Here is a 24,317-nt window from a genome sequence, read left to right as displayed (position 1 = left end):
CGTCACGCGCGCCGGCTCAGGCCGGCTCTTCCAGTCCAACACTGAGCTTGCGCAGTTCCGTCGTATGTTCGTGCCGGGTGTTGCCCGTCCGCAAGTCGTCGGTGTTCAACTGCTCGACCATTTCCCCGTTCAGCATGACCCCAACCTGCCGGCACAAATGCGCGATGACTGCCAGATTGTGGCTGACCAGAATGTAGGTGAGGTTTCGGGCCGAACGCAGATCCGAAAGCAGATTGAGGATTTCCGCCTGCACCGAAACGTCAAGCGCACTCGTCGGCTCGTCGAGCAGCAGAACCTGCGGATCGGCGATCAGGGCGCGGGCGATCGCCACACGCTGGCGCTGGCCGCCGGACAGCTGGTGGGGAAAGCGGAACCTGACTGCCTGCGGCAGGGCCACGTCGGAAAGCGCCTGTGCTATGCGCTTTTCGATATTGTCCATGCCGTGTACGAGCGGCAGCTCGCTCAGGATGCGATCGATGGTCTGGCGCGGGTGCAGCGAGCCGTAGGGATCCTGAAACACCATTTGCACGCGCCGGAAGAATTCCGGCGGACGCTTCAGCGGTGCATCTTCGCCCCCGAAGGAAACGCGACCTTCCCAGGCCTGGTTGAGGCCAGCCATGGCGCGCAGGATCGTGGACTTGCCCGAGCCGCTTTCGCCAACGATGCCGAAGCTGCCGCCCTTCTCGACGGCGAACGATACACCTTTGACCACCTTGCGGTCGCCGAAGCTTATCTTGAGATTTTCAACTTCGATCATGGGGTGAGCCACGCTGCGTCGCGATTGAGAACAGGCAGTCGCTCCCTGGGACGGGTAAGGGAGGGAATGCAATTGAGGAGCCCCTGGGTATAGGGGTGCTGGGCGTGGAGCAGATCGGATGCCTTGAGCTCTTCCATCACACGACCCGAATACATGACAGCGACGCGATCGCAGAAATGCGAGACGAGCGGCAGGTCGTGGCTGATGAGGATGAGCCCCATGTTGCGCTCGGAAACCAGCTCCTCGATCAGGCGCAGGATTTCGGCCTGAACGGTAGCGTCGAGCGCGCTAGTGGGTTCGTCGGCGATCAGCAGTTCGGGGTCCGGCGCCAGCATCATGGCGATCATTACCCGCTGTCCCATGCCGCCGGAAACTTCGTGCGGATAGGAGGCGGCGACGGCGCGCGGATCGCGGATTCTGACCTGGTCGAGCAGGTTGATGGCGGCTTCATACGCCTGCTTCTTGCTGCCGCCCTTGTGGGTGCGCCACGCCTCGGCGACCTGCCGGCCGATCGTCATCACTGGGTTCAGCGAATATTTCGGATCCTGCAGAATGAAGCCCGCCCGCTTGCCGCGGATCTGGCGCATCTGCTTTTCCGAAGCCGTCAGCACGTCGATCCCGTCAAACGACAGCTTGTCGGCGTCTACTGCGGCGTTGGAGGGCAGCAGCTTCATCAGCGCCCGCGCCGTCAGGCTCTTGCCAGAGCCGGATTCGCCGACGATGCCGAGCTTTTCCGCGCCAAGGTTGAGCGAGACGCCGCGCACGGCCTCGAAGCGAGACGAACGGGTTTCGAAGGTGATCCTGAGGTTCTTGATGTCGACCAGCATGGCCTCAGTTCCCCTTGGGGTCGAGCACGTCGCGCAGACCGTCGCCGAGGAAATTGAAGGCGAGCGAGACGAGGAAAATGGCGACGCCAGGAACGGCGGCAACCCACCATTGCTCGAAGATGAAGCGCTTGGCGGTGGCGATCATCGCACCCCATTCCGGCGACGGCGGCTGCGCACCCATGCCGAGGAAGCCGAGGCTTGCAGCGGTGATGATGATCGAGCTCATGTCGAGGGTAATGCGCACGATCAGGCTCGGCACGCAAAGCGGTGCCGCATGGCGCAAGATGATGCGCCATGGCGAGGCGCCGGTCAGCCGGTAGGCGGCGATGAAATCGCTGCGGCGGACTGTCAGCGTCTCGGCGCGGGCAAGACGAGCATAGGGCGGCCAAGCGGTCAGGGCGATGGCAAGGACCGCACTCTCGACGCCTGGCTTCAGCGCGGCAACGAAAGCAAGCGCCAGAATGAGGCGAGGGAAGGCGAGAAACACATCGGTCACGCGCATCAGGATCGTATCGACAACGCCGCCGAAATAGCCGGCGATGCAGCCGACCGCGAGCCCGATCGGTGCGACGAGAACCACCACCGCGACTACCATGCCGAGCGTGACGCGCCCGCCAAAGAGAATGCGCGAGAAGATGTCACGGCCGAGTTCGTCGGTGCCGAACCAATGTTGGGCGCTCGGCGCAGCCAGCCTGTTCGCAAGGTTCTGGATAGCCGGGTCATGCGGTGCCAGCATTGGCGCAAAGAGCGACAGGGCAGCGAACAACAGGATGATCGCAAGGCCGATCACCGCCAGCGGGTTGGATTTGAGATTCAGCCAGATGCGGTACCGATGACCCCAGGCAGCTTGTGCTCGCGAGGCGGGCGTCTCGTCCAACGCCCAGTTTCGAAAGGTTGAAAGCATCATCGGACGCGGGGATCCAGTACACGATAGAGTAGGTCGGCGAGGAGGTTGAGGCCGACATAGATGAGGCCGATCAGCAGGGTCGCACCCACGACCGGGTTCATGTCGGCATTCATCAGCGACACGGTCAGATATTGGCCGAGGCCCGGCCAGCTGAACACGGTTTCCGTGACAACGGCGCCTTCGAGAAGACCGGCATAGGTGAGGGCCAGGACCGTCACCAGCTGCACGGCGACCGTCGGGAAGGCATGCCCCCAGATGACCCTGGAAGCCGAAAGCCCCTTGGCGCGTGCCGTGATGACAAACTCGCCTTTCAGCGCGTCGACCATGAAGGCGCGGGTCATGCGGGTGATGTAGGCCATGCTGAAGTAGGCGAGGATGCAGACCGGCTGCGCCATGTGCGCCAGCGTGTCACGGAAAGCATCCCAGTCGCCTGCGATCAGCGTGTCGATGGTCAGCAAGCCCGTGACCGGGTCGATCATGCCTTCGAAGATGATATCCTGCCGCCCTGGTCCAGGTGCAACGCCAAGGGTTGCATAGAAGATCAGGAGCGAGATCAGCGAAAGCATGAAAACGGGAACGGAATGGCCCGCGAGACAGACGACACGGATCGCCTGGTCGACGAACGTGCCTTGCCGGACGGCCGCCCACACGCCCAGCGGAATGCCGATGATGGCGGAAAGCAACAATGCTGCCGTCGCGAGCTCCAGCGTCGCCGGGAAGAAACGGGCGATGTCTACCGAGACCGGATTGCGCGTCAGGATGGACATGCCGAAATCGCCGTGCAGGAGCTGCCACAGGTAGCGGAAGAACTGCACGATCAGCGGCTGGTCGAGACCCATCTCGACGCGTGCCTGCGCGATCACGGCCTCGGACGCGTTGTCGCCGACCGCCGCAATGACGGGGTCGACGGGCATGACGCGCCCGATCATGAATGTGACCACAGTCAGACCGAGCAGCGTCAGGATGACGCTGCTCAGTGTGCCGGCGAAGCTAGCTACACTCTTCTTCAAGCCTTCGACGCCCCAGAATAGGAATGGGAGTCGGACAGCGTGCCGAGTTTGATGCCAGCGACGTTCTTGCGGCAGGCAGCCGTGGTCGTCGTCTGCAGCATGAAGGCAAACGGGCTGTGCTCCATATGCGCGCGCTGCAGCTCTTCATAAAGAGCGATGCGCTTTGCCGGATCCTTCTCGTCGCGCGCGGCCTCGGCCTTCTTTGCCATTTCGGCGTCCTGCCAAGACGAGCGCCACAGGAAGGGACGCGTCTTCGCATCGTCCGAGTTGTCTGGGTTGATGTTGAAGACATCGGCGTTGGAGTGCGGGTCGAAGTAGTCCGAGCCCCAGGCTGACAGCGCCATCTGATGCTCGCGAGCGCGCATCTTGGTCAGAACCTGGCGGTTTTCGGCGGCCTGCAGCTGAACGCGGATGCCGATTTCGGCCAGGTTCGCCTGGATCGCCTGGGCAAGATCCGGATAGGGCTGTGCGGAGTAGTGGTCCATGACGATATCGAAGCCGCCTTCAAGACCAGCTTCCGCCATCAGGGCCTTTGCCTTGGCGACGTCCCTTTCGAACGGCGTGTCGTTGACGGCGCCCGGGTAGCCTTCCGGAAGGAAGCTCTGATGGATCTTGTGGGTCAGCGGAACGATGTTTTCCTGCATGCCCTTGTAGTCGAGCGCGTGCTTGATCGCCTGCCAGACCTGCGGCTTGGCCAGGTTTTCCTGCTTCTGGTTGAGCGAGACCAGCACCAGCGAGGCGACGCCCTTGCGAACGAGATTGTAGTTTTCGTCGCCCTGCAGGGTGCGCAGCTGCTCGGAGCTCAAGTTACGCGCGATATCGACGTCACCCTTCTGCAGCATCAGCAACTGGGAGGACGGATCGGTAACATGGCGCAGGATGATGCGTTTGATGTTGCCCTTGTAGGGGCCATGCGGATTGACGGCGAGAGCCACGCTTTCGCTCGGCTTCCAGGACTGGAGAGCGAATTCGCCGGAGCCGGCGGTGTTCTTCTGCAGCCAGGCATTGCCGAGGTCGCCGGCGACTTCGTTTTCGAGCGCTATCTTCTTTTCAAGGATGCTGCCGATGTTCGCCGACAGGCAGTAGAGCAGGAAGGCGATCGAGGCGGGCTTGTCGAGCGTCAGGCGCAGGGTCGAGCCATCGACTGCGACGATGCGCTCTTCGACGTTTTCCGGCGTGAAGCCGAACTGGGCGATGATGAAGGCCGCGCCCTTGTTCATCTTGATCGCGCGCTGGAGCGAGAACGCCGCGTCTTCGGCAGTAACCGGGGCGCCGCTGGCGAAAGTTGCACCGGAACGAAGCTTGAAGGTGAAGACCTTGCTTTCGGCGTCGGCTTCCCAGGATTCGGCCAGGACCGGATCGACCTTGCTGGCATCGTCGGCATTAGGGTGCACGAGCTTCTGGTAGATGTTGCCGCAGATTTCGCTGCCGACCGCCTCGAAGCTCTCGTGCGGGTCAAGGCTCGTCATGTTGTCAAGCTGCTGAGCGACAACCAGGATGTCCTTGGGGGTCTCGGCGAAGGCCGGCAGGAGGCTGACATAGGACAGGAATGGCACGGCAGCGCCGCCGATCAGCAGGTTGCGTCTGGAAATCATCGAAAAATAGCTCCTCATCGGACTTGACGTCGCACAAACGACCAGCGCGAGTATTTGCGCTCGCCTCTCCCCGGTCTTGTCCCTTGGTTAGGTGGCGGATTAAGCACAACATGCCCGCCTGCTACCAATTCCGATTTCGGCAAGGCCTATGCATGGATTGCATTTGCGCGCTGCGGTGGCCTTCCACTACGGATGCGCCGAAACTATGGTTGCGCGCCGCAGCTACGAGGTGCGCAGAACCGGCTGCTGAGGGCCGCGACACAAGCTGAAAAGGCGATCCGCAATTGGCAACGCAAACCAATGTCCCGGTCTTCGATGGACACAACGACCTGCTGTCTCGCCTGTGGCGATCGCCGCGAGGCTCATCCGAAACCCGATTCATCGAAGGCGGCGATGCCGGTCATATCGACCTGCCGCGAGCGCAAAAGGGCGGTCTCGCGGGCGGTCTCTGCGCCATTTATGTTGCTTCGCCCAGTGTAGAGAAGGATGCCAATGGCGATTTTTCGACGCCAAGCCAGCCAAGCGCGCTTGCAAGCACGCTCGGCATGGCAAACCTTCTCATGCGCCTGGAAAGACAGTCGCAAGGCCGACTGAAAATATGCCGCAGTGCCGCCGATGTCCGCAACGCAATCGACAGCGATGTCTTTGCCTCGGTCATGCATATCGAGGGCGTCGAAGCGATCGGCGCCGATCTCGATGCGCTCTACGTCCTGCATGCGGCCGGCCTGCGCTCGCTCGGCCCAGTCTGGAGCCGACCCAACATCTTCGCCTATGGCGTACCGTTCCGCTTTCCCTCGTCGCCGGACATCGGCCCGGGTCTGACCGAATCGGGCAAGGATCTGATCCGGGCGTGCAACGAGCTGCGCATCATGGTCGACCTGTCGCACATGAACGAACAAGGGTTCTGGGACATCGCCGAGCTTTCCGACGCACCGCTGGTTGCCTCGCACTCGAACGTCCATGCGCTTTGCCCGCATAGCCGCAACCTCACCGATCGCCAGCTCGACGCCATCCGCGACACCGGTGGTCTTGCCGGCATCAATTTCGGCGTCTTGTTCCTTCGCTCGGACGGCATCAGGAACCCCGATACCAGCCTCGACCTGCTGGTGGACCACATCGACTATGTCGCCAACCGCATCGGCATCGATCACGTCGCGCTCGGCTCGGACTTCGATGGCACGACGATCCCCGCGGCGATGCGGGATGCGGGCGACCTGCAACTGCTCGTCGAACTGATGCGGCAGCGCGGCTTTGACGAGGCTGCGCTCGCAAAAATCTGCCACGGAAACTGGATCCGCGTCCTGGAAACAACCTGGGGCGCGTAGATAGGCCCCGGCCCTTTGCGACGGGAGCAATCGCGTGGATCCCGTCGCAGATTTGGATTGAGGACGCGAAAAGCCATCCGGCAATGATAGCAAAGCGTTCCAGACATCCAGGACGCTTTATGGCTTTGCGGCCCAAGCGCCTGGACGTTCCGATCTTCTCACTGAGGCCTAGGCGGCCTTGCGCCGTCGGAACGGCCCGTGCGGAATTTCCGGCGGCGCGAAGCTCTCGGCATTGGCGCGATCCCAGCGGCTGTACCAGTCGACCAGCTCGGGGATTTCCTCGCCTGCGACCAGGAACCCCTGCGGTAGATAGGGGTAGGCTTCGTTGCCGTCGAGAAACTCGTTGTCCTTCTGCCGGAACATGAAGTGATAGGGCATGAAGTCGCTGGGATTGCTCAGGCCAGCCGCACCGGCGATTTCGCCGAGCGCCTTCATCGTGTTGCGATGGAAGCGCGCTACCCGGTCACTCTTGTCGCCGACGTCAAGCGCCCGCTGGCGAACCGGATCCTGCGTCGCGATGCCGACCGGACAAGCATTGGTGTGGCAGGCCTGAGCCTGGATGCAGCCGATGGCGAACATGTAGCCACGCGCAGCATTGCACCAGTCGGCCCCCAGAGCCACCACGCGGGCGATGTCGAAGGCGGAGACAATCTTGCCGGCCGCGCCGATCTTCACCTCGTGGCGGATACCGGCGCCGCGCAACGTGTTGTGCACGAAGGTCAGCCCTTCCAGCATCGGCATGCCGACCCGGTTGGCGAATTCGACCGGTGCAGCGCCCGTTCCGCCTTCCGCGCCGTCCACCACGATGAAATCCGGGATGATACCCGTCTTGAGCATCGCCTTGACCATGCTCATGAATTCGCGACGATGGCCGATGCACAGCTTGAAGCCGACCGGCTTGCCGCCCGACAGCTCGCGCAGTTGGGCGACGAACTGCATCAGGCCGATCGGGGTCGAGAACGTGCTGTGGGCAGCGGGCGAGACGCAGTCGATACCCATGGGGATGCCGCGTGCCTCGGCGATCTCGGGTGAGATCTTCGAGGCCGGCAACATGCCGCCATGGCCGGGCTTTGCCCCCTGGCTCAGCTTGATCTCGATCATCTTGACCTGGGGGTCGGCAGCGACCTCGGCGAATTTCTCGGGCGAGAAGCTGCCGTCGTCGTTGCGGCAGCCAAAATAGCCCGACGCGACCTGGTAGATCAGGTCACCGCCACCCTGCCGGTGATGGCGGCTGATGCTGCCCTCGCCGGTATCGTGCGCAAAGCCGCCCTTCTGGGCGCCGGTGTTGAGGGCGAGAATGGCGTTGGCCGACAGCGCTCCGAAGCTCATCGCCGAAATGTTGTAGAGGCTGGCCTCATAGGGCTGCTTGCAGGCGGAACCGCCGACACGCACGCGAAAATTGGTGTCGGTGATCGTGACGGGCGAGGCGGAGTGGGTCAGCCACGCATAGCCGGAGCCATAGACGTTCTCGATCGTTCCGAAGGGCCTCTTGTCCTCGGCGCCCTTGGCGCGCTGATAGACGAGACCGCGGGCCTGGCGGCTGAACGGCACCTCTTCATGATCACCCTCGATGAGATATTGCCTGATTTCTGGCCGGAAGCTCTCGAGGATGAAGCGCAAATGCCCGACCACCGGATAGTTGCGCAGGATCGAATGCCGGCGCTGGAGCACATCATGCACGCCGAGCACGAACAGCGCTGCGGCAAGCGTGGCCACGAGAAGCAGCCATTGGCTGTAGAGCACTGCACCCGCAAGGGACGCGAGGGCGATGAGGCCGGCGCCCACAAACACGGTGTAGCGCTGATACGAGAAGAAGGTATTCAACATTTAGGGATTGGTCCGGGAAGTCTGCGAGCGGCGGTTGTGGAATTGCGTAACTTGAGTGGTCCGGAGCGGTAAAGCGGCGACCAGAAAATCGCTCCGGCGATCGGCCTATAACACAGATGACAATCCTTGTGACGAGAGACGTCGTTTTTGAAACGTCCTTATGCGCGCCTGCACGGGCTCGTCCCCCGGCGGAGCCGCTCTCCCAGGTCGCGACCGGTCGCCTTTCCTTTAGATTGCGGTCAAGCACATTGCCGGTCACTTTTCCACGATCGGGTCTGCTTTCAGCAAGCCCGCGATACATTCGCAACTCCCGGCGTGAAGTACCTCGCCCATCATGAAATTGGCGATCATTCCGCAGCCGCGCTTGAAACGGTCGCTATTCGCAACCGACACCCTGGGCGATGGAGGACTTCTAGGGGACGCTGGCCTTCTTTCACCTGCTCGCAGCATGAGGCGATTTTTTCTATTGCAAGTCCCCTTGGAATCTTGCATGCATATCTTGCATACAAGCCTGGAGAGGCGTCTTGAGCCTGGCGACCAACATCAGCGATCGGATCATCGATGCAGCTCTCAGCCGGAAGCTTGAGCCGAGCGCACGGCTGGGCGAGAGCCAGATCGCGTCATTGTTCGAATGCAGTCGCACGATCGTTCGCGAGGCGATGGTCGATCTGGCGGCGAGAGGCATTGTCGTCGTCAGTCCGCGTAGAGGGTGGTTCTTTACCGAGGTCGACATCAACAAGGCGCGTGAACTCTATGAAGCCCGTGAGATCATCGAGACCGGGTTGTTGCGCAGCCTGGCCCGGCGCAATCGGGTCCTCGATGCGGCTCCGCTCGAGCGGTTACGTGAGCATCTCAGGCTGCAGAAGGAAGCAGTTGAAGGCACTGACGTGGGCCGCCGCAGCTATCTCCTGGGCGATTTCCACGTCTGCCTTGCCGAGTGCCTGGGCAACAGCATCCTTGCAGCCAAACTTCGTGATCTGACCGTACTGACCACGCTTTTCACCATGCGTCACCAGACGCCGGGGGACGCTCGCATGTCTTACAGCGAGCACGTTGCAGTGGTCGACGCGTTGGCGAGCAACGATTTCGCCGCTGCTGAGCAGCGCATGTGTCAACATCTGGGCACATGGGAAACCAAGGTTCATCTAGCCCGCGAAAGCGACCCACTTGAAGGGTTGCGCAGGGCTTTGACCGCACAGGACGGCCTACATTCGGATCGGGTCCGAGGCTGACAGACGGGGAGGGGGGGAGAAATGGCGATTAGAAACACCACGGCTTGGGTGGACGGCTTGCGACCGCAGGTGCCCACGCTATCGGCGGACGAACTGGCGGAGCGGAAGGGGCGCGGTGACGCACTGATGCTGATCGACATTCGCGAGCTTCAGGAGCTGATCGACAGCGGGGCGATCCCCGATTCCCACCACGTGCCGCGCGGCATGCTGGAATTCTGGGCCGATCCGGCGATGGGCTACTATCGACGCTTCTTCACCGAGGAAGCGGAGTATGTCGTCTATTGTGCCGGGGGTGGCCGCTCGGTTCTGGCTGCGCTGGCGCTCATGGAGATGGGCTACCGCAAGGTCTGGCATCTGGAGCGCGGCTTCGGCGGTTGGCGGGAGGCGGGCCACCCAGTCGAGGATGTGGCGGCCACTTCGCGCTGGCAACGGAAGTGCTGAGCCATGCTGACCTTCGCTTTGCGTCGCGCGGTCCTTGGCCTGCTGGTTCTTGTCACCGTCGCGTTGCTTGTTTTCGTGGCAATTCGCTTTGTACCCGGCGACGTCGTGAACCAGCAATTGTCCGAGGCCGGTGCGGTGACGCCGGAACTGTTGGAGCAAAAGCGGGCGCAACTCGGGCTGGACGAGCCGATTACCACCCAGTTCGTGATTTGGGCCAAAGGCGTTTTGACCGGAGACCTTGGCAATTCGCTATGGACCGGACGGCCGGTCGCCGCTCAGATTGGCGCTGCACTCGTGCCGACGATGCAACTGTCGATATTGGCCATCGTGCTGGGTGCCGTTCTGGGCATCGGGGCGGGAGTTGCAGCTGCGTTGTGGCGGGGCACGCCAGGAGACATGGTGCTGCGCGTTGCCTCGACCGTCTTTCTGGCCATACCGCAATTGTGGCTGGGGCTGCTGACGCTGACTGGCTTGGCCGCCATCGGCTACTTCATCCCGCTGCCCTATCGCACATTCTCCGACGCGCCGCTCGTCAACCTGCAGCAGGTGGTCTTTCCAGCGGTTGCCTTGTCGCTTGGGGTTGCGGCCGCGCTGTCGCGGCTGACCCGGTCCGCCATGCTGGAGATCATCGGGGCCGACTTCATCCGAGCCGCTCGAGCGCGCGGCGTCTCTCCCTCGGGCATCTATGTCGGCCATGGCCTCAAGAATGCACTGATCCCCGTGATCACGCTGCTGGGCACGCAGTTCGGGCATCTGCTCTCCGGCACGGTCATCATCGAGCGCATCTTCAATATTCCAGGCCTGGGGAACCTGCTGTTTGAAGCCGTTGCGAGCCGGGACTACCCGGTCTTGCAGGCCGCCGTGCTGACCTACGGCCTCATCACCATCACCGTCAATCTGCTGGTTGATCTGTCCTATGGCATGGTCGATCCCCGTGTCCGGGAGGCGCGTTCATGACCCTCGCTGTCGAGGCCGCCGACATGCCCCGGCGCAGTAGCCGTGCGCTTGCCATCCTGCGCGCTTTGTTGCGCGACCCAGTCGGCTGCAGCGCGCTCATCATCCTCACGTTCGTGCTGTTGTTGGCGCTGTTTGCTCCATGGATCGCTCAGTTTGACCCGCTGCATCAGGACAGGCGGGCCGTGCTGAAAGTGCCGTCCCTGTTGCATTGGTTTGGCACCGACGACATTGGCCGCGACGTCTTTTCACGCGTTTTGCACGGCACGCGCATTTCATTGTTCGTCGGATTGATGGTCGTGACCCTCACGATGAGTGTCGGCGGACTGATCGGAATGATCTCGGGCTACTTCGGTGGCTGGATCGACACTGTTATCCAGCGTGTGGTCGAGGCGCTCGACACCTTGCCGTCGCTGGTCCTGTCGCTGTTCATCGCAGCCATGTTGGGGCCAAGTGTTCGCAACGTCGTCATCGCAGTGACGCTTGCGCAGATACCACGCTTCGTCCGCGTCGTGCGGTCGGAGATGTTGAAGGTCCGCGGACACGACTTCATCTCCGCGGCGCGGGTCATCGGTGCTTCACCGCTTAGGATCATGCTTACCCACGGTGCGCCCAATCTCATGCCGACGATGCTCGTATTGGGTTCATTGGCCTTTGGCGTGGCCATCATGACCGAGGCGGCTCTCAGTTTTCTTGGCGTCGGCACGCCGCCACCGCACCCTTCTCTGGGTACTATGTTGTCCCACGGGACCAGGTTTATCGGCACCGCACCTTGGCTGATTGTCTTTCCCGGGCTGATGCTGACCATCAGCGTGCTGGCATTGAACCTCATAGGCGACGCGTTGCGTGACGTGCTGGATCCCCGGAACCAGCAGTGAGTATCCCCGGCTGCCCAAGGCAGCCGTAGCGCGAACCTCCAGAACCAAAAGCACCTTCACAATCAGAACAAGAGGGAACTACCATGCTTGAACGACTGCTCCACTACGGAAATGCCCTGGGATGGATCGCGCCTGCGCTAGCGCTTTCGGCATCATTGGCATTCCCCGGCACTGCCATTGCCCAGGACGCGCCACGCCACGGTGGCAAGGTGACGATCAACGTCCACGCCGAAGCTCCGAATTTTGACCCGCTGGCCAGTACGGAATTCGGCGTGCATTCACGGCTAGGCCTGGCATTGAATCGGCTCGTCGAATGGAAGACCGGGCCGGACATCGCCTATGGCCAATTCGTTCCCAAGCCCGCCTTGGCTAAGAGCTGGGAAATCTCGGACGATGGTCTGAAATACACGTTCCATCTGCGCCCGGACGTAGTCTGGCATGACATTCGACCCGTCGCGGGCCGGCCCTTCGTTGCCGCGGATGTGGTGGCCACCTATGAGGCGATCCGCAAGGACGGTGTTCAAAAGGGGCAGCTGGCCGGCGTGGACACCATCACGGCACCGGACGATCACACCCTTGTCATCACGTTGAAGCGGCCCAATGTCGTTTTGCTACAAGGCCTTGCTCACCAGAATATGTGGGTCCTTCCGCGGGAGGCGTTTGACGGCGGCTATGACCGCAAAAGCGTGGTCATCGGGACCGGGCCCTGGATCCTGAAACAGAACGAAGCGGGTGTCGCGACACGTTATGTCCGCAACCCCAAATATTTCGGCAAGAGCGAGGCGGGTGCGCAGCTTCCCTACCTCGATGAAGTCGAGATCCTGCCGATGAAGGATCTTAACGCCCGCATCATGGCCTTCCGCTCGGGCCAGGTCGACATCTGGTTCGGCCCGCTCAATCTCACCCAGATGGAAGGACTGAAGCAGGCGGTTCCGGATATGAAGGATATCCAGACAGTCGCGAATACCCAGACCGAGCTGTATCTCAACCCGACCTTCAAGCCGTTCTCCGATCTGCGGGTGCGTCAGGCAATCAACCTTGCCTTCGACCGACAGGGCCTGGGAGAGGTCGTTCGCGGTGGTGGCGCCATCGGCGGTGTGGTCGGTGCGGCTCTGGCCACGCAAACCCTGCCGCAAGAGGAGCGAATTGCGCTCTACGGCACGCCTGACCATGAGAAGGCCAAGGCGTTGCTAGCCGAAGCTGGCTATGCCGACGGCTTCACCTTCGAGATGACCGTGCTGAACTACGGGGAAGAATTCGTTCGCGAAGCTGAATGGATGCAGCAGGACCTCGCCGAAATTGGAGTCAAGGCCGAGATCAAGATGGTCGACATGGTGGCCGGACAGGCGCTCGGGAAGGAAGGCGACTTCCAGGCTATGTTCCTGATGATGAGCCCGTTTGCAGAAGCAAACGAGTACTTCACCACTCACTTCCTGAAGGACGGCAATCGAAACTACACGGGGATTGACGATCCGGTGCTGGCAGAGATGATCCGGGAACAGCAGGGCATCGTTGATGATGCCGCGCGGCAGCAGAAGATCTGGGAAATCCAGCGTTACGTTCATCAGAACATCCAAAACCCGCTGCCGATCTGGGCAGCCGTGCTCCTGCACCCCGCGCAGGCTCGCGTCGAGGGGTGGCATCCGATGCTGACGCAGGGCTTCCCGAGCCTGCCCGAGGTCTGGGTCACCAAATGAGTGCCGCCCCCGCTATTGCCGAGACTGACATGTCCGTATGCAACTCCACGACAATGGATGAGCAGCCCGTGCTTGAAGTGGAGAGCCTTGCCCTCTGCTACGGCAAGCTTGAAGTCTGTTCGGATGTCTCGTTGAGCGTGCGGCGCGGCGAAGCACTCGCACTGATCGGCGAGTCGGGTTCCGGAAAATCGGTGACGGTCCTAGCCGTTACCGGATTGCTCGGTCGTGGTGGGGCGATCACCCGCGGTCGCATCATGCTGGATGGCGAGGAAATCTCGCATCTGAGCGACCGCGAGCGGCGCCGTCGTGGACTTCTTGGTCGTCGCATCGGGATGATCTTTCAGAATCCGTCACGAGCGCTCGATCCGGTTTTTTCCATCGGCCAGCAGTTGAACGAGGCTATCAGCCTCACCGGACTGACCGGCAAGGAGGCGTTGCGGCGCAAGGGGGCGGATTGGCTGCGGCAGGTCGGCCTGCCCGACCCGGAAGAGGCGCTGGACCGCTATCCTCACCAGTTGTCCGGCGGCCAGCGGCAGCGGGCGATGATAGCCATCGCGCTCGCCTCGGAGCCGGAACTTCTGATCGCGGACGAGCCCACCACCGCACTGGATGTCACCATCCAGGCACAGGTGCTCAATCTGATCCGTCGCCTGCAGCGCGAACTCAATCTCGCGCTGGTCATCGTCACCCACGATTTCGGCGTGGTCGCAGCCATGGCCGATCGTGTTGCCGTCATGTATGCCGGCCAGGTGGTCGAGACGGGGACGGTTGCCGACATAATCAACGCGCCGCGCCATCCCTACACCCGCGCCTTGTTGGCAAGTCTGCCGACCGGCGTGCCCGGCGCAAGGATTGCCGCATTGCCCGGCTCGGTTCCCTCGGCTGTTGCCATGCCCTCGGGATGCCGTTTTCACCCGCGCTGCCCGATGGCTGTCGGTCGTTGCGCCAGCGAGGCGCCACATTTGGAATCCGCTGCCGACGGTCATCTGTTGCGCTGTCTTAGGGCTGAGGAGATTGCACCCCATGTCTGATGCCGCCGCCAGCCTGTTGTCCGTGCAAGATGTAAGCGTTCGCTATCCCATACGGCGCGGCTTCTTTCAGCGCGTTGTTGGTCATGTCGGCGCTGTGGAAAAGGTCAGCTTTGACCTGATGCGCGGCGAAACCCTTGCGTTGGTGGGCGAATCCGGCTGCGGAAAAAGTACGCTCGGGCGCGCCATCCTGCGGCTCGAGGATGTGGCCGAAGGCAAGATTTCCACGTCCTACGGCGAGGCGGCCAGCCGTCGCGACATCGCCCGGCGCGCCCAGGTCGTGTTCCAGGACCCACTTGGTTCGCTCGATCCGCGCTGGACGGTTGGCGACTTGATCGGAGAAGGGCTGGATGTACACCGGATCGCCCGTGGCGCCGCGCGGGACGCGCGGGTTCGTGAACTGCTGGCGCAGGTCGAGCTTCCGGCTGCTGCCTTCTTCAAGTTTCCTCACCAGCTCTCGGGCGGACAGCAACAGCGCGTGGCAATCGCGCGCGCGCTGGCATTGCGGCCAGAACTCGTCGTGCTGGATGAGGCAACGTCGGCGCTCGACGTTTCCGTCCAGGCGCAAATACTGAACCTGATGAAGGACCTGCAGGCCGAATACGGTCTGACCTACCTGTTCATCTCGCATGATCTCACCGTGGTAGGCCAGTTCGCCGACCGGGTGGCGGTGATGTATCTGGGCCGGATCATGGAGATCGGACGGGTCGTTGACGTCCTGTCCAAGCCACGGCATCCCTATACGAAGGCGCTGCTGGCCTCGTCGCTAAAGGTTGATCCTGATGCGCGCATCGAGACTGTGGCCTTGCTCAAGGGCGATGTGCCGAGCCCTCGCAATCCGCCGAGCGGCTGCCGGTTTCGCAGCCGCTGCCCGCTGGCGCAACCCGCTTGCGCCGATCTTGCGCATCACATGGTGGCAGAACCGGATGGTCGTCAGGCGGCCGCCTGTGTCGCCCAGAACGACAACTAGCAACTCTTTCAAGGCAAGACCAAATGACTGATGATTCCTTGCACATCGAACCGAACTGGAAGTCGGATATCGTCGACCTCGATGGCGTAAAAATCCGCTATCTCGACAATGGCGGCACTGGCCCGGTGTTGATTTGCCTGCACGGTACCTCGATGACGGCGCATGCCTGGGGACACCTCGGCGCCAGCTTGAGGGACGAATTCCGTGTGATCGCCGTAGACATGCGCGGTCATGGAGCTTCGGACAGGCCGAATTCGACCTACACGATCGCCGAACTGGCGGGCGATGTTGCCCGGTTGACGGAGAAACTTGACCTCAAGGGCATCACGCTCCTCGGCAGCTCAGTGGGCAACCAGGTCGCGGTTTCCTTCGCGGCAGCCAACCCCGACCGTGTCGCCGGCATGATCCTCTCGGACCCGAGCTTCTTCGTTGCCGATGCCGAAATCGTCAAATACCTTCGTTCGCATCACACACGACGCCGCAACTACCCGACCCGCGCCGAGGCTGAGGCCTTCGCTCGCGGGTTGCCGCAGCGGGCAGGCCTGAGCGACCAGATGCACCGCCTGGCCATGCAAGGCGACTTCCGCCAGGAGGCCGATGGAAGCTGGAGCTGGGCTTATGACCTGCTTGCGATCACCAAGCTCTTCTTCAACCTATCGACCGATCAATCGGCTGATATCGCTGCAATCAAGGTGCCGGTGCTGGTGCTGAACGCCGATCGTTCCAATGTTCTGAGCGGCAACCAGGCCGAGGAGCTGACCCGCACATTTCCAAACGCGCGCCTGGAAGTCGTGTCGAACAGCAACCACACGATCTGGGGAGATCAACCCGTGCATCTGGCCAATACGGCCCGTACCTTTCTGGGGGACCTGCACAGCGCCTGACGGGCGGTTGCAGGAAGAACACCATGGATAGATACCAAAGATTGCGCGCCGAATATCGGCCCGCAACTCCCGAGACCTTCAACTTCGGCACTGATGTCGTCGATGCCTGGGCTGCGGATGCGGCGCGCAACGCCGCAGCTCCTGCGTTGATCTGGTGCGATGCCGCCGGCCGCGAGCGCAGCTACAGTTTTGCGGAAATCGCTGCACTGACCGATCGGCTGGCTGCGGCGCTGAGCCGCCGCGGCATCGGTCCCGGCGACCGGGTCATGGTCATGCTTCCGCGCATTCCCGCATGGCAGCTGGCGATGGTGGCCGTGCTCAAGCTCGGTGCGATCGCCATTCCCTGCGTCACAATGCTGACGGCCAAGGATATCGACTATCGACTGTCGAATTCGGGAGCGACGACGGTTATCACCACAGTGTCCGAAGTTGGAAAATTCGCTTCTGCGCCGGCGGGTTCGCTGCGGATTGCTGTTGATCCAGCAGGTGCGGAACACACCTCATCCCCGCCGCAAGGCTGGCTTGCTTTCGATCAGTTGATCGGGGAGGAGGCCGGAGAATTCCGTGCAGCAACGGTCCGTGCCGAGGACCCCGCACTGATCTTTTATACCTCTGGCTCGACCGGCCTGCCCAAGGGGGTCACCCATGCCTCGCGGGCGCTCCACGCCTGGCGCGGATCGGCCGAACACTGGCTGGATTTGGGTCAGGACGATGTGATGTTCTGTACCGCCGACACCGGTTGGTCGAAGGCGGGAACCTCGATCCTCTTTGGGCCGTGGAGCCGGGGCTCGACGGTACTCTTCTACGATGGGCCCTTCGATCCGGAATACAGGCTGGAACTGATCGCCCGTCATGGGGTCACTGTCTATTGTGCCGCCGCGACAGAACTCCGTCGCCTGGTCGCGCTGGATCTTGCCAACAGGAAGCTCCCGAAATTGCGGCTGACGGTTTCCGCCGGTGAATCGCTGAACCCGCCCGTGCTGTCGGCCTGGCAGGCGATGACCGGAAAACCGGTGCTCGAAGCCTACGGACTGACCGAGACGTTGATGCTCGTCGCGAATTATCGCGATACCGAGGTGCGTCCCGGTGCCATGGGCCGCGCGCTGCCGGGCGTTGTCCTCGACCTCATCACCAGCGACGGCAACCTTGCTGCTTCGGGCGAGACCGGGCAGATCGCGCTCCGTCTTCCCAGCGCCCATCTGATGTTAGGCTACTGGCAGGACCCCGAGCGCACCGCGTCCACCCGGACGGTGCTGGACGGGCAGGACTATTTCCTGACTGGCGACAATGCCCGCGCAGATGACGAGGGCTACCTCTACTATGAGGGACGAGCCGATGATGTCATCAATTCCGCCGGCTATCGCATCGGCCCGCAGGAGGTCGAGAACGCCTTGGTCGAACATCCCACGGTGCGCGAGGCGGCAGCCGTCCCAAGCCCCGATGAGGAACGCGGCGAGGTGGTGAAGGCTTTCGTCGTGCTTCATGACGGCTTTGAGGGCAGCGATGCGCTGGCCCGTGAGCTGCAGGATTTCGTCAAGCGGCTGACGGCCCCTTACAAATATCCCAGACGGATAGAGTTCATCGGCGAGCTGCCGAAAAACCCAGTGGGCAAAATCCAGCGCCGCGACCTGCGCTTGCGTGAATTCGCCGCCCGGCAGGGCAAGCCCCAGACGCAAGCGTGAGGAGAACGCGATGAAAGAGACAAACAGGCAAGCAGCGCCTTACGACGTAATGATCGCGCGTTCGGTGAAGTGCGTGGCCCGTGACGGCGTGAAGCTGTCGGTCGACATCTTTCGCCCGGCCCGCAACGGCGAGCCGCTGCCCGGACCGTTTCCAGCCGTTGTCACCCGTTCGCCCTACGACACCCGCTCGGGCAAGGGCCCGTCGGGGCAGGCCAAGAACGGCGAGTATTTCGCCCGCCGCGGCTACATCTATGTCGTCCAGGATTCACGGGGCCGCTTCGATTCCGAAGGCGACTTCGTCCTTCTCGACCAGAAGGAAGGCGAAGATGGCCACGACGTCATCGAATGGCTGGCCACGCTGCCCTATTGCAACGGCATGATCGGTACCCAGGGCAGCTCGCTGCGGGCCTGGAACCAGACCGCGACTGCGATCAACCGCCCGCCGCACCTCAAGGCGATGTGGGTCAACCAGGGCGGCTCCAATGCGTTCATGCATGCGCTGCGCCACCACGGCACGCTGGAACTGCGCTGGCTGGCCTGGCTCGTGACCAACAGCATCCACTCGCAGGAGGCGCACGCCGATCCGGCGCTCCAGGCGCAACTCGTCCGCAATTCCGAGAACATGTATGAGTGGTTCTGCCGTTTGCCGTGGAGCGAAGGAAACAGCCCGCTGTCGCCGCTTCCGAAGTGGGAAAAGCTGGCGCTGGAATATTATCGCAACGCCGATTTCAGCGACTATTGGGTTAACCCGACCCTCAATGCCGAGGCCTATCGCGACCGGACAGCCGACGTGCCGACCGTCTATTCCGGCGCCTGGTACGACACCTATCCGCGCGCGACGATCAAGAACTTCACGGACCTGGAGGGCAGGCTCTCCCACCAGTACCTGTTGATGGCGCCTGGCGTTCATGGCGGTCCCAACCTCGACAATCCGCTGGTCGGCAATGTCGACATGGGGCCGACGGCGCCGATCAAGGGCAATCTCGCCAAGGACCGCATGGAACTGATGCTTCGGTTCTTCGATCGCTTCCTGAAAGGCGACGAAAGCGCCTGGGTCGATCAGCCGAAAGTCCGCTATTTCCACATGGGCGGGAACGGCACCAAGAACTCGGCCGGCCGCCTCGTGCATGGCGGCGAATGGCGCAGCTCCGAGCAATGGCCACCGGTGGGGGTCGTGCCAGAGGACTGGTACCTGCATTCGGACGGCTCGCTGTCGTCGACGCTGCCCGACGCCTCGGAACCCAGCCGCTTCACCTTCGATCCGGCGAAGCCGATGCCGACGGTTGCCTCGAACGTGTCGTCGATGACGCAGAACCTGCCGCCGTTCCCCCGGATGATGCGCACCGGCGACCCGATCACGCTTCGAGAGAGCCTCGTGCTTCAGGGCGCGGGCGACCAGGTCACTCGCAAGGGCGTTCACGGGGCCGAGGCGCCCTATGGCGATCTCGCCGACAGGCCCGACGTTCTGGCCTTCACGACGCGGCCTTTCGCCGAGGACACCGACGTCGTCGGCGGCCCCGAGGTCGAGATCTACCTCTCCTCGGACGCACCGGACACCGACATCTTCGTGCAACTGCAGGACGTCTATCCCGAAAGCGAGGCCTGGCCCGACGGCTATCGCATGAACCTCTGCGAGAGCATCTTCCGCGTCCGCTATCGTGACAGCTTCGAAAAGCCGACATTGATGAAGGCAGGCGAGGTCGTGAAGGTACGCTTCGAACTTTACCCGACGTCGAATGTCTTCAAGGCGGGCCACCGGTTGCGGGTGCTGGTTTCATCGTCATCGTTTCCGAGGTTCGACGTAAACCCGAATACCGGTGAACCGATCGGCTACCATACCCACATGCGCAAGGCCGTGAATGCGATCCATCACGACCGCAAGCACCCCTCCCGGGTGATCCTGCCGATCATGCGTCGGGGCTAAGCTGGTGGAAACGGACCCCCGCGCTCTGCTTGATGCCGCGATCGCCGGCCTTGCTCCGGCCTTCAAGGCGGTGGCCGACAAGATCTGGTCAACGCCGGAACTGTGCTTTGCCGAGCACCGCTCCGTTGCGCTGCAGATCGATGCGATGGAGGCGCAGGGGTTCCGCATCACCCACCGGTTGGGTGGACTCGATACGGCTTTCGCGGCGGACTGGGGCGACCACGGCCCGGTCATCGCGTTTTTGGGCGAATTCGACGCCCTTCCGGGCCTTAGCCAGGTTGCCGGCCGAGCACAGCAGCAGCCCCTGGTGCCGGATGGCAATGGTCATGGGTGTGGGCATAATCTCCTCGGTGGCGGGTCGATGCTGGCCGCCGCGGCGCTGGCCGGAGTGCTCAAGCACACCGGAATCCGAGCTCGGGTTCGCTATTATGGTTGCCCTGCCGAAGAAGGCGGCTGGGGTAAGGGACACATGGTCCGTGCGGGGGCATTTGACGATGCCGCAGTGGCGATCGGGTGGCATCCGGGCACCTTCAACGGCGTTCGGGCTCGCTCGACGCTGGCCGTTGTCAACCGTGCCTACCGCTTCCGGGGCACGGCTGCCCACGCAGCCATGTCGCCGCATCTGGGCCGCAGCGCGCTCGATGCGGTTGAGCTGATGAACATCGGCGCGAACTTTCTGCGCGAGCACGTGTCTCCCGACGTCCGTCTGCATTATGCGATCACCGATGCCGGCGGCGCCGCGCCGGCGGTGGTGCAGGCGCGCGCGGAGGTGCTTTACATGATCCGCGCCCCGGAGCTCGATGAGGTCCATGATCTGGTCGCTCGCGTCGATGACATCGGCCGCGGCGCAGCCCTGATGACGGGCACCGAGGTGGATTTCCTGCCCCAGGGGGGCGCTTCGAACGTGCTGCCGAATGCTGTGCTTTGCCATGTCATGCATGGCGTCATGCAAAGGCTGGGGCGTCTTGACTTCACCATTGGCGAGCGGGCCTTTGCCGAGCAAATCCGTTTGTCGCTTGCGGATCAGACCGGCGTTGAGCGCCGAGCACGCACCGAGCAGGACGTACTCCTGTCGTCGGGCGAAGGGCGGCTTCCGTTGCACGAAGGGCTCCGGCCATTTGACGGGCGAATGACCCAAGGGTCGGGTTCGACGGATGTCGGCGACGTCAGTTGGGTTGTTCCTGTTGTCGAGTGTTCGACGGCGACCTGGGCCGTTGGCACGCCCAGCCATAGCTGGCAGGTCGTGGCTCAGGGTTGCAGCCCCGCCGCGCACAGGGCCATGGTGCGGGCTGCCGCCGCAATGGCCGGCGCGGCACTGGAACTGATCGCCAATCCATCCCTCATCCAAGAGGCCCGAAGGGAACACGAAGAACGCCGCGATGGCCGGCCGTATCTCTCGCTGGTACCAGCGGACGTCCCAGGCTCCGTTCCAGCCTAGTGGCAACCTCTGGGGAAAGAAAATCGCGACACACTCGTGTCGATGACGCCGAACTTGGGAGTGACGACATTTGGGAATGTTCTTCGCCGACCTGATGGCGACGCTGTTCGAAAGGCGCTTGGAGCGGCTGTCGGACCATACGTCCGGCGCCGGGGCATTGGCCGAAAGGATCGAAGCGCTCCTGTCGGGAGAGGGCGAAGTCTCGGGCATGCGGTTGGCACGCGAAATCCTGTCGCGCTATCAGGCAATGGACGATGCGGCGAAGCGTGACTTCTTTGCCCATCTGGCAGACCACCTGGACCTTGATACGGATCGCCTGAATGCCGCTGTCGAAGCCTATCGGACCGAGCGCAGTGCTGACACGCTGAACCGGTTGTCGCGTGAAGCGGAACCGCGCCGGCAGGAACTGCTGCGCCGCCTCAATCAGTCCCCGGGGGCAACCGCGTGGCTGGTGCGGATGCGTCGCGATCTGTTGGGCCTGATCCCGCAAGCACCTGAGCTTGGTGTGATCGATACCGATTTTCGGCACCTGTTCTCCAGCTGGTTCAACCGTGGATTCCTCGTGCTGCGGCAGATCGACTGGAGTACGCCCGCCAGCATCCTCGAGAAGATCATCGAGTACGAAGCCGTCCATGCCATCGGTGATTGGCAGGAGCTTCGGCGCAGGATGCTGCCGCGCGACCGCCGTTGCTTTGCCTTTTTCCATCCTGCAATGCCCGAGGAGCCGCTCATCTTCGTCGAAGTGGCCCTGTGCCGCGGCATACCCAATTCAGTGCAGGATCTTCTAAGCGAAGGCCGCGAACCTTTGCATGAAAACGAAATCGACACGGCAGTCTTCTATTCGATCTCGAACTGCCAGGAAGGCCTGAAGGGAATTTCCTTTGGCAACCTCCTCATCAAGCAGGTCGTCGAGGAATTGGCACGAGATGTTCCGGGCCTGTCGACGTTCGTAACCCTCTCGCCCGTGCCCGGATTGAACCGCTGGCTGCGGAAATGTTCGGCGAACAGGCCTGAACTGGCTGCCTTGCTGGCGCGTACCGAAGGCCGCGATCCCCAGGCGATTGCAGGCGACGAGGATTGGCTGCGGCGACTTGGCGCGGAGTATCTGCTGGAAGCAAAGCGGCCGGATGGCCTTCCCTATGACGCCGTTGCACGTTTCCATCTCGCAAATGGTGCGTTGCTGCACGACGTCCATGCCATAGCTGACACGTCTGCCAATGGCTGGGGGCAGTCGTCGACGGTGATGGTGAACTATCTCTACGATCTGCCGTCGGTAAGCCGCAACAGTGAGCGTTATGTTGCTGCCGGAACCGTCTCTGCATCCCGGCAGGTCGAACAGCTTCTACGCAAGGACAGGAAAAGACGCCGTGCCTAATCCGCTTTACGATCATCTGGTGGCCCCGCTCGCAACGCGCAGCAGCACATTTCTGACTGACGCGAGGGGGAAGGAAATTTCCGGCAAAAACCTGCACGACACGGCGATGTCGCTGGCCGCCGCATTGACCGGCCTCGGCCTGAAATCCGGCGACCGGATGGCGGTGCAGGTGGAGAAGACGCCCGAAGCGCTGGCACTTTACTGCGCAGCCATAGCGACGGGCATAGTCTTCCTGCCGCTGAACACCGCCTATACGGCGGCGGAGGTGGAATACTTCGTCTCGGATGCAGGCGCATCTCTTCTGGTTGGAGATCCTGCCAAGGCCGAGATGCTGTCGCCGATTGCGCAGCGCAATGGGGCGCAGTTCGAAACACTGGATGCCGACGGCGAGGGCAGTCTGCGAAATCGCGCAAGGGTCGCTGGAACGAAGTTTGCGCCTGTAACGCGTTCTGGCGATGACCTCGCCGCCATTCTCTACACCTCCGGCACCACGGGTCGTTCGAAAGGAGCGATGCTGAGCCACGAGAACTTGTTGTCCAATGCCCGGGTTCTCGCCGATGAATGGCGCTTCGATGAAAATGACGTGCTGCTGCACGCGCTGCCGATCTTTCACACCCATGGGCTCTTCGTTGCGAGCAACGTCGTGATGCTGTCGGGCGGATCCATGATCTTCCTGCCGGGTTTCAAGACCGATGAAATGCTCAAATGGTTGCCTCGCGCCACAACGATGATGGGCGTGCCGACCTTCTACACGCGGCTTCTCGATACGCCCACCTTCACCGGCGAGTTGACGCGCCACATGCGCCTGTTCACATCCGGATCGGCCCCGCTTCTGGCCGAAACGCATCAGCGTTTCGAGGCGCGCACAGGTCATCGTATCCTCGAACGATATGGCATGACCGAAACCAACATGAACACATCGAACCCGTATGATGGCGAGCGCCGAGCGGGAACGGTGGGCCTCCCCTTGCCCGGCGTCGAGGTGAAGATCACCGACCCCGAATCCGGTGAAGTCGTGCAGCAGGGTGAGCCGGGCGTCATCGAAGTGCGTGGCCCCAATGTCTTCAAAGGCTATTGGCGCATGCCCGAGAAGACGCGCGAAGAATTGCGCGAGAACGGCTTTTTCATCACCGGCGATATCGGCACGATCGACGCCGACGGCTATGTCAGCATTATCGGGCGCCAGAAGGATCTCATCATCACCGGTGGCTACAACGTCTATCCCAAGGAGATCGAGCTCATCCTGGATGAACAGCCGGGCATCCTGGAAAGTGCGGTCGTTGGCGTGCCGCATCCTGATTTCGGTGAGGCAGTGATTGCGGTTCTGGTGGCGCGGCCCGGCGAGACCATCGACACTGCCGCCGTGGCCGCGGCGATGGGCGAACGCCTGGCCAGGTTCAAGCAGCCGAAGCATGTCGCAGTCGTTGCAGACCTGCCGCGCAACACCATGGGCAAGGTGCAGAAGAACCTGCTTCGACAGCAGTTCGTGTCCCTTTTCGCCTGAACGTTTCAGCGGATGGCAGTGGCTGGCCTGTGAGCCCAGGCAAACTGGATACTTTGGGTTTG

At 62.3% G+C, this 24,317-nt stretch carries 20 protein-coding genes; 14 read left to right on the top strand and 6 right to left on the bottom strand.

Going from position 1 to position 24,317, the window contains the following annotated elements:
* Positions 1-16: 16 nt before the first annotated feature.
* From ABSY17_RS02825 to ABSY17_RS02805, 5 genes are read right to left on the bottom strand one after another with little or no spacing between them, the layout of a single operon-like run.
* Positions 17-757 (bottom strand): ABC transporter ATP-binding protein, encoded by a 741-nt coding sequence (locus ABSY17_RS02825; protein ID WP_378941349.1) that lies wholly within the window; start codon positions 755-757, stop codon positions 17-19.
* On the bottom strand, positions 754-1,584 hold the full coding sequence (locus ABSY17_RS02820; protein ID WP_378941347.1) for an ABC transporter ATP-binding protein: 831 nt from the start codon (positions 1,582-1,584) through the stop codon (positions 754-756). Before ABSY17_RS02820 ends, ABSY17_RS02825 begins: the two co-directional genes overlap by 4 nt.
* 4 nt (positions 1,585-1,588) lie before the next feature.
* The gene (gene nikC, locus ABSY17_RS02815; protein WP_378941344.1) at positions 1,589-2,491 is read right to left on the bottom strand and encodes a nickel transporter permease; all 903 of its coding nucleotides are present in this window, start codon (positions 2,489-2,491) and stop codon (positions 1,589-1,591) included.
* The gene (locus tag ABSY17_RS02810; RefSeq protein WP_378941342.1) at positions 2,488-3,501 is read right to left on the bottom strand and encodes an ABC transporter permease; all 1,014 of its coding nucleotides are present in this window, start codon (positions 3,499-3,501) and stop codon (positions 2,488-2,490) included. The genes nikC and ABSY17_RS02810 overlap by 4 nt, the downstream gene beginning before the upstream one ends.
* Positions 3,498-5,096, bottom strand: coding sequence for an ABC transporter substrate-binding protein (locus ABSY17_RS02805; RefSeq protein ID WP_378941340.1), 1,599 nt, complete (start codon positions 5,094-5,096; stop codon positions 3,498-3,500). Before ABSY17_RS02805 ends, ABSY17_RS02810 begins: the two co-directional genes overlap by 4 nt.
* Before the next feature lie 284 nt (positions 5,097-5,380).
* On the opposite strand from ABSY17_RS02805, the gene ABSY17_RS02800 reads away from it, so the two are divergent.
* On the top strand, positions 5,381-6,421 hold the full coding sequence (locus ABSY17_RS02800; RefSeq protein WP_378941338.1) for a dipeptidase: 1,041 nt from the start codon (positions 5,381-5,383) through the stop codon (positions 6,419-6,421).
* 168 nt (positions 6,422-6,589) lie between these two features.
* Here the strand turns inward: ABSY17_RS02800 and ABSY17_RS02795 are convergent, their stop codons facing one another.
* A complete protein-coding gene (locus tag ABSY17_RS02795; RefSeq protein ID WP_378941335.1) occupies positions 6,590-8,248 on the bottom strand; it encodes an FMN-binding glutamate synthase family protein in 1,659 nt (552 codons plus the stop codon).
* 524 nt (positions 8,249-8,772) lie between these two features.
* Here ABSY17_RS02795 and ABSY17_RS02790 point away from each other — a divergent pair.
* The 13 genes from ABSY17_RS02790 (at position 8,773) to ABSY17_RS02730 (ending at position 24,255) form a co-directional block, all read left to right on the top strand.
* Positions 8,773-9,480 carry a GntR family transcriptional regulator gene (locus ABSY17_RS02790; RefSeq protein WP_378941333.1) on the top strand — a complete coding sequence of 236 codons (708 nt, stop codon included), beginning with the start codon at positions 8,773-8,775 and terminating at the stop codon, positions 9,478-9,480.
* 21 nt (positions 9,481-9,501) lie between these two features.
* Positions 9,502-9,921, top strand: a complete 420-nt coding sequence (locus ABSY17_RS02785; protein WP_378941330.1) for a rhodanese-like domain-containing protein — start codon at positions 9,502-9,504, stop codon at positions 9,919-9,921.
* A 3-nt stretch (positions 9,922-9,924) separates the two neighbouring features.
* A complete protein-coding gene (locus ABSY17_RS02780) occupies positions 9,925-10,878 on the top strand; it encodes an ABC transporter permease (RefSeq protein ID WP_378941327.1) in 954 nt (317 codons plus the stop codon).
* A complete protein-coding gene (locus tag ABSY17_RS02775) occupies positions 10,875-11,753 on the top strand; it encodes an ABC transporter permease (RefSeq protein ID WP_378941324.1) in 879 nt (292 codons plus the stop codon). Before ABSY17_RS02780 ends, ABSY17_RS02775 begins: the two co-directional genes overlap by 4 nt.
* An 83-nt stretch (positions 11,754-11,836) precedes the next feature.
* Positions 11,837-13,450: an ABC transporter substrate-binding protein gene (locus ABSY17_RS02770; protein ID WP_378941322.1), complete on the top strand. Its 1,614-nt coding sequence runs from the start codon at positions 11,837-11,839 to the stop codon at positions 13,448-13,450.
* Positions 13,451-13,479: 29 nt separating this feature from the next.
* A complete protein-coding gene (locus tag ABSY17_RS02765; protein ID WP_378941319.1) occupies positions 13,480-14,481 on the top strand; it encodes an ABC transporter ATP-binding protein in 1,002 nt (333 codons plus the stop codon).
* Positions 14,474-15,448, top strand: a complete 975-nt coding sequence (locus tag ABSY17_RS02760; RefSeq protein WP_378941317.1) for an ABC transporter ATP-binding protein — start codon at positions 14,474-14,476, stop codon at positions 15,446-15,448. Before ABSY17_RS02765 ends, ABSY17_RS02760 begins: the two co-directional genes overlap by 8 nt.
* 23 nt (positions 15,449-15,471) lie before the next feature.
* A complete protein-coding gene (locus tag ABSY17_RS02755; RefSeq protein ID WP_378941315.1) occupies positions 15,472-16,332 on the top strand; it encodes an alpha/beta fold hydrolase in 861 nt (286 codons plus the stop codon).
* A 23-nt stretch (positions 16,333-16,355) separates the two neighbouring features.
* Complete coding sequence (locus tag ABSY17_RS02750) at positions 16,356-18,014, top strand: acyl-CoA synthetase (protein ID WP_378941312.1); 1,659 nt, start codon at positions 16,356-16,358, stop codon at positions 18,012-18,014.
* A 10-nt stretch (positions 18,015-18,024) separates the two neighbouring features.
* Positions 18,025-19,938: a CocE/NonD family hydrolase gene (locus ABSY17_RS02745; RefSeq protein ID WP_378941310.1), complete on the top strand. Its 1,914-nt coding sequence runs from the start codon at positions 18,025-18,027 to the stop codon at positions 19,936-19,938.
* Positions 19,939-19,942: 4 nt separating this feature from the next.
* Entirely contained in the window at positions 19,943-21,376 is a 1,434-nt protein-coding gene (locus ABSY17_RS02740; RefSeq protein WP_378941308.1) for an amidohydrolase, read from the top strand.
* A 76-nt stretch (positions 21,377-21,452) separates the two neighbouring features.
* Complete coding sequence (locus ABSY17_RS02735) at positions 21,453-22,751, top strand: malonyl-CoA decarboxylase domain-containing protein (protein WP_378941306.1); 1,299 nt, start codon at positions 21,453-21,455, stop codon at positions 22,749-22,751.
* Positions 22,744-24,255 (top strand): malonyl-CoA synthase, encoded by a 1,512-nt coding sequence (locus ABSY17_RS02730; protein WP_378941304.1) that lies wholly within the window; start codon positions 22,744-22,746, stop codon positions 24,253-24,255. The genes ABSY17_RS02735 and ABSY17_RS02730 overlap by 8 nt, the downstream gene beginning before the upstream one ends.
* Positions 24,256-24,317: the final 62 nt, after the last annotated feature.

It is taken from the genome of Mesorhizobium sp. ANAO-SY3R2 (assembly GCF_042466635.1).
Classification (GTDB): Bacteria; Pseudomonadota; Alphaproteobacteria; order Rhizobiales; family Rhizobiaceae; genus Aminobacter.
Note: the sequence above shows the minus strand (reverse complement) of the source record. Positions and strands in the feature narration are given on the sequence as shown.

Excerpts from the sequence above, each read along its gene's own strand:
- ABSY17_RS02825 (WP_378941349.1), bottom strand. The coding sequence starts at position 757 with ATGATCGAAGTTGAAAATCTCAAGATAAGCTTCGGCGACCGCAAGGTG.
- ABSY17_RS02820 (WP_378941347.1), bottom strand. The coding sequence starts at position 1,584 with ATGCTGGTCGACATCAAGAACCTCAGGATCACCTTCGAAACCCGTTCG.
- nikC (WP_378941344.1), bottom strand. The coding sequence starts at position 2,491 with ATGATGCTTTCAACCTTTCGAAACTGGGCGTTGGACGAGACGCCCGCC.
- ABSY17_RS02805 (WP_378941340.1), bottom strand. The coding sequence starts at position 5,096 with ATGATTTCCAGACGCAACCTGCTGATCGGCGGCGCTGCCGTGCCATTC.
- ABSY17_RS02795 (WP_378941335.1), bottom strand. The coding sequence starts at position 8,248 with ATGTTGAATACCTTCTTCTCGTATCAGCGCTACACCGTGTTTGTGGGC.
- ABSY17_RS02785 (WP_378941330.1), top strand. The coding sequence starts at position 9,502 with ATGGCGATTAGAAACACCACGGCTTGGGTGGACGGCTTGCGACCGCAG.
- ABSY17_RS02780 (WP_378941327.1), top strand. The coding sequence starts at position 9,925 with ATGCTGACCTTCGCTTTGCGTCGCGCGGTCCTTGGCCTGCTGGTTCTT.
- ABSY17_RS02775 (WP_378941324.1), top strand. The coding sequence starts at position 10,875 with ATGACCCTCGCTGTCGAGGCCGCCGACATGCCCCGGCGCAGTAGCCGT.
- ABSY17_RS02770 (WP_378941322.1), top strand. The coding sequence starts at position 11,837 with ATGCTTGAACGACTGCTCCACTACGGAAATGCCCTGGGATGGATCGCG.
- ABSY17_RS02765 (WP_378941319.1), top strand. The coding sequence starts at position 13,480 with ATGTCCGTATGCAACTCCACGACAATGGATGAGCAGCCCGTGCTTGAA.
- ABSY17_RS02760 (WP_378941317.1), top strand. The coding sequence starts at position 14,474 with ATGTCTGATGCCGCCGCCAGCCTGTTGTCCGTGCAAGATGTAAGCGTT.
- ABSY17_RS02755 (WP_378941315.1), top strand. The coding sequence starts at position 15,472 with ATGACTGATGATTCCTTGCACATCGAACCGAACTGGAAGTCGGATATC.
- ABSY17_RS02750 (WP_378941312.1), top strand. The coding sequence starts at position 16,356 with ATGGATAGATACCAAAGATTGCGCGCCGAATATCGGCCCGCAACTCCC.
- ABSY17_RS02745 (WP_378941310.1), top strand. The coding sequence starts at position 18,025 with ATGAAAGAGACAAACAGGCAAGCAGCGCCTTACGACGTAATGATCGCG.
- ABSY17_RS02735 (WP_378941306.1), top strand. The coding sequence starts at position 21,453 with ATGTTCTTCGCCGACCTGATGGCGACGCTGTTCGAAAGGCGCTTGGAG.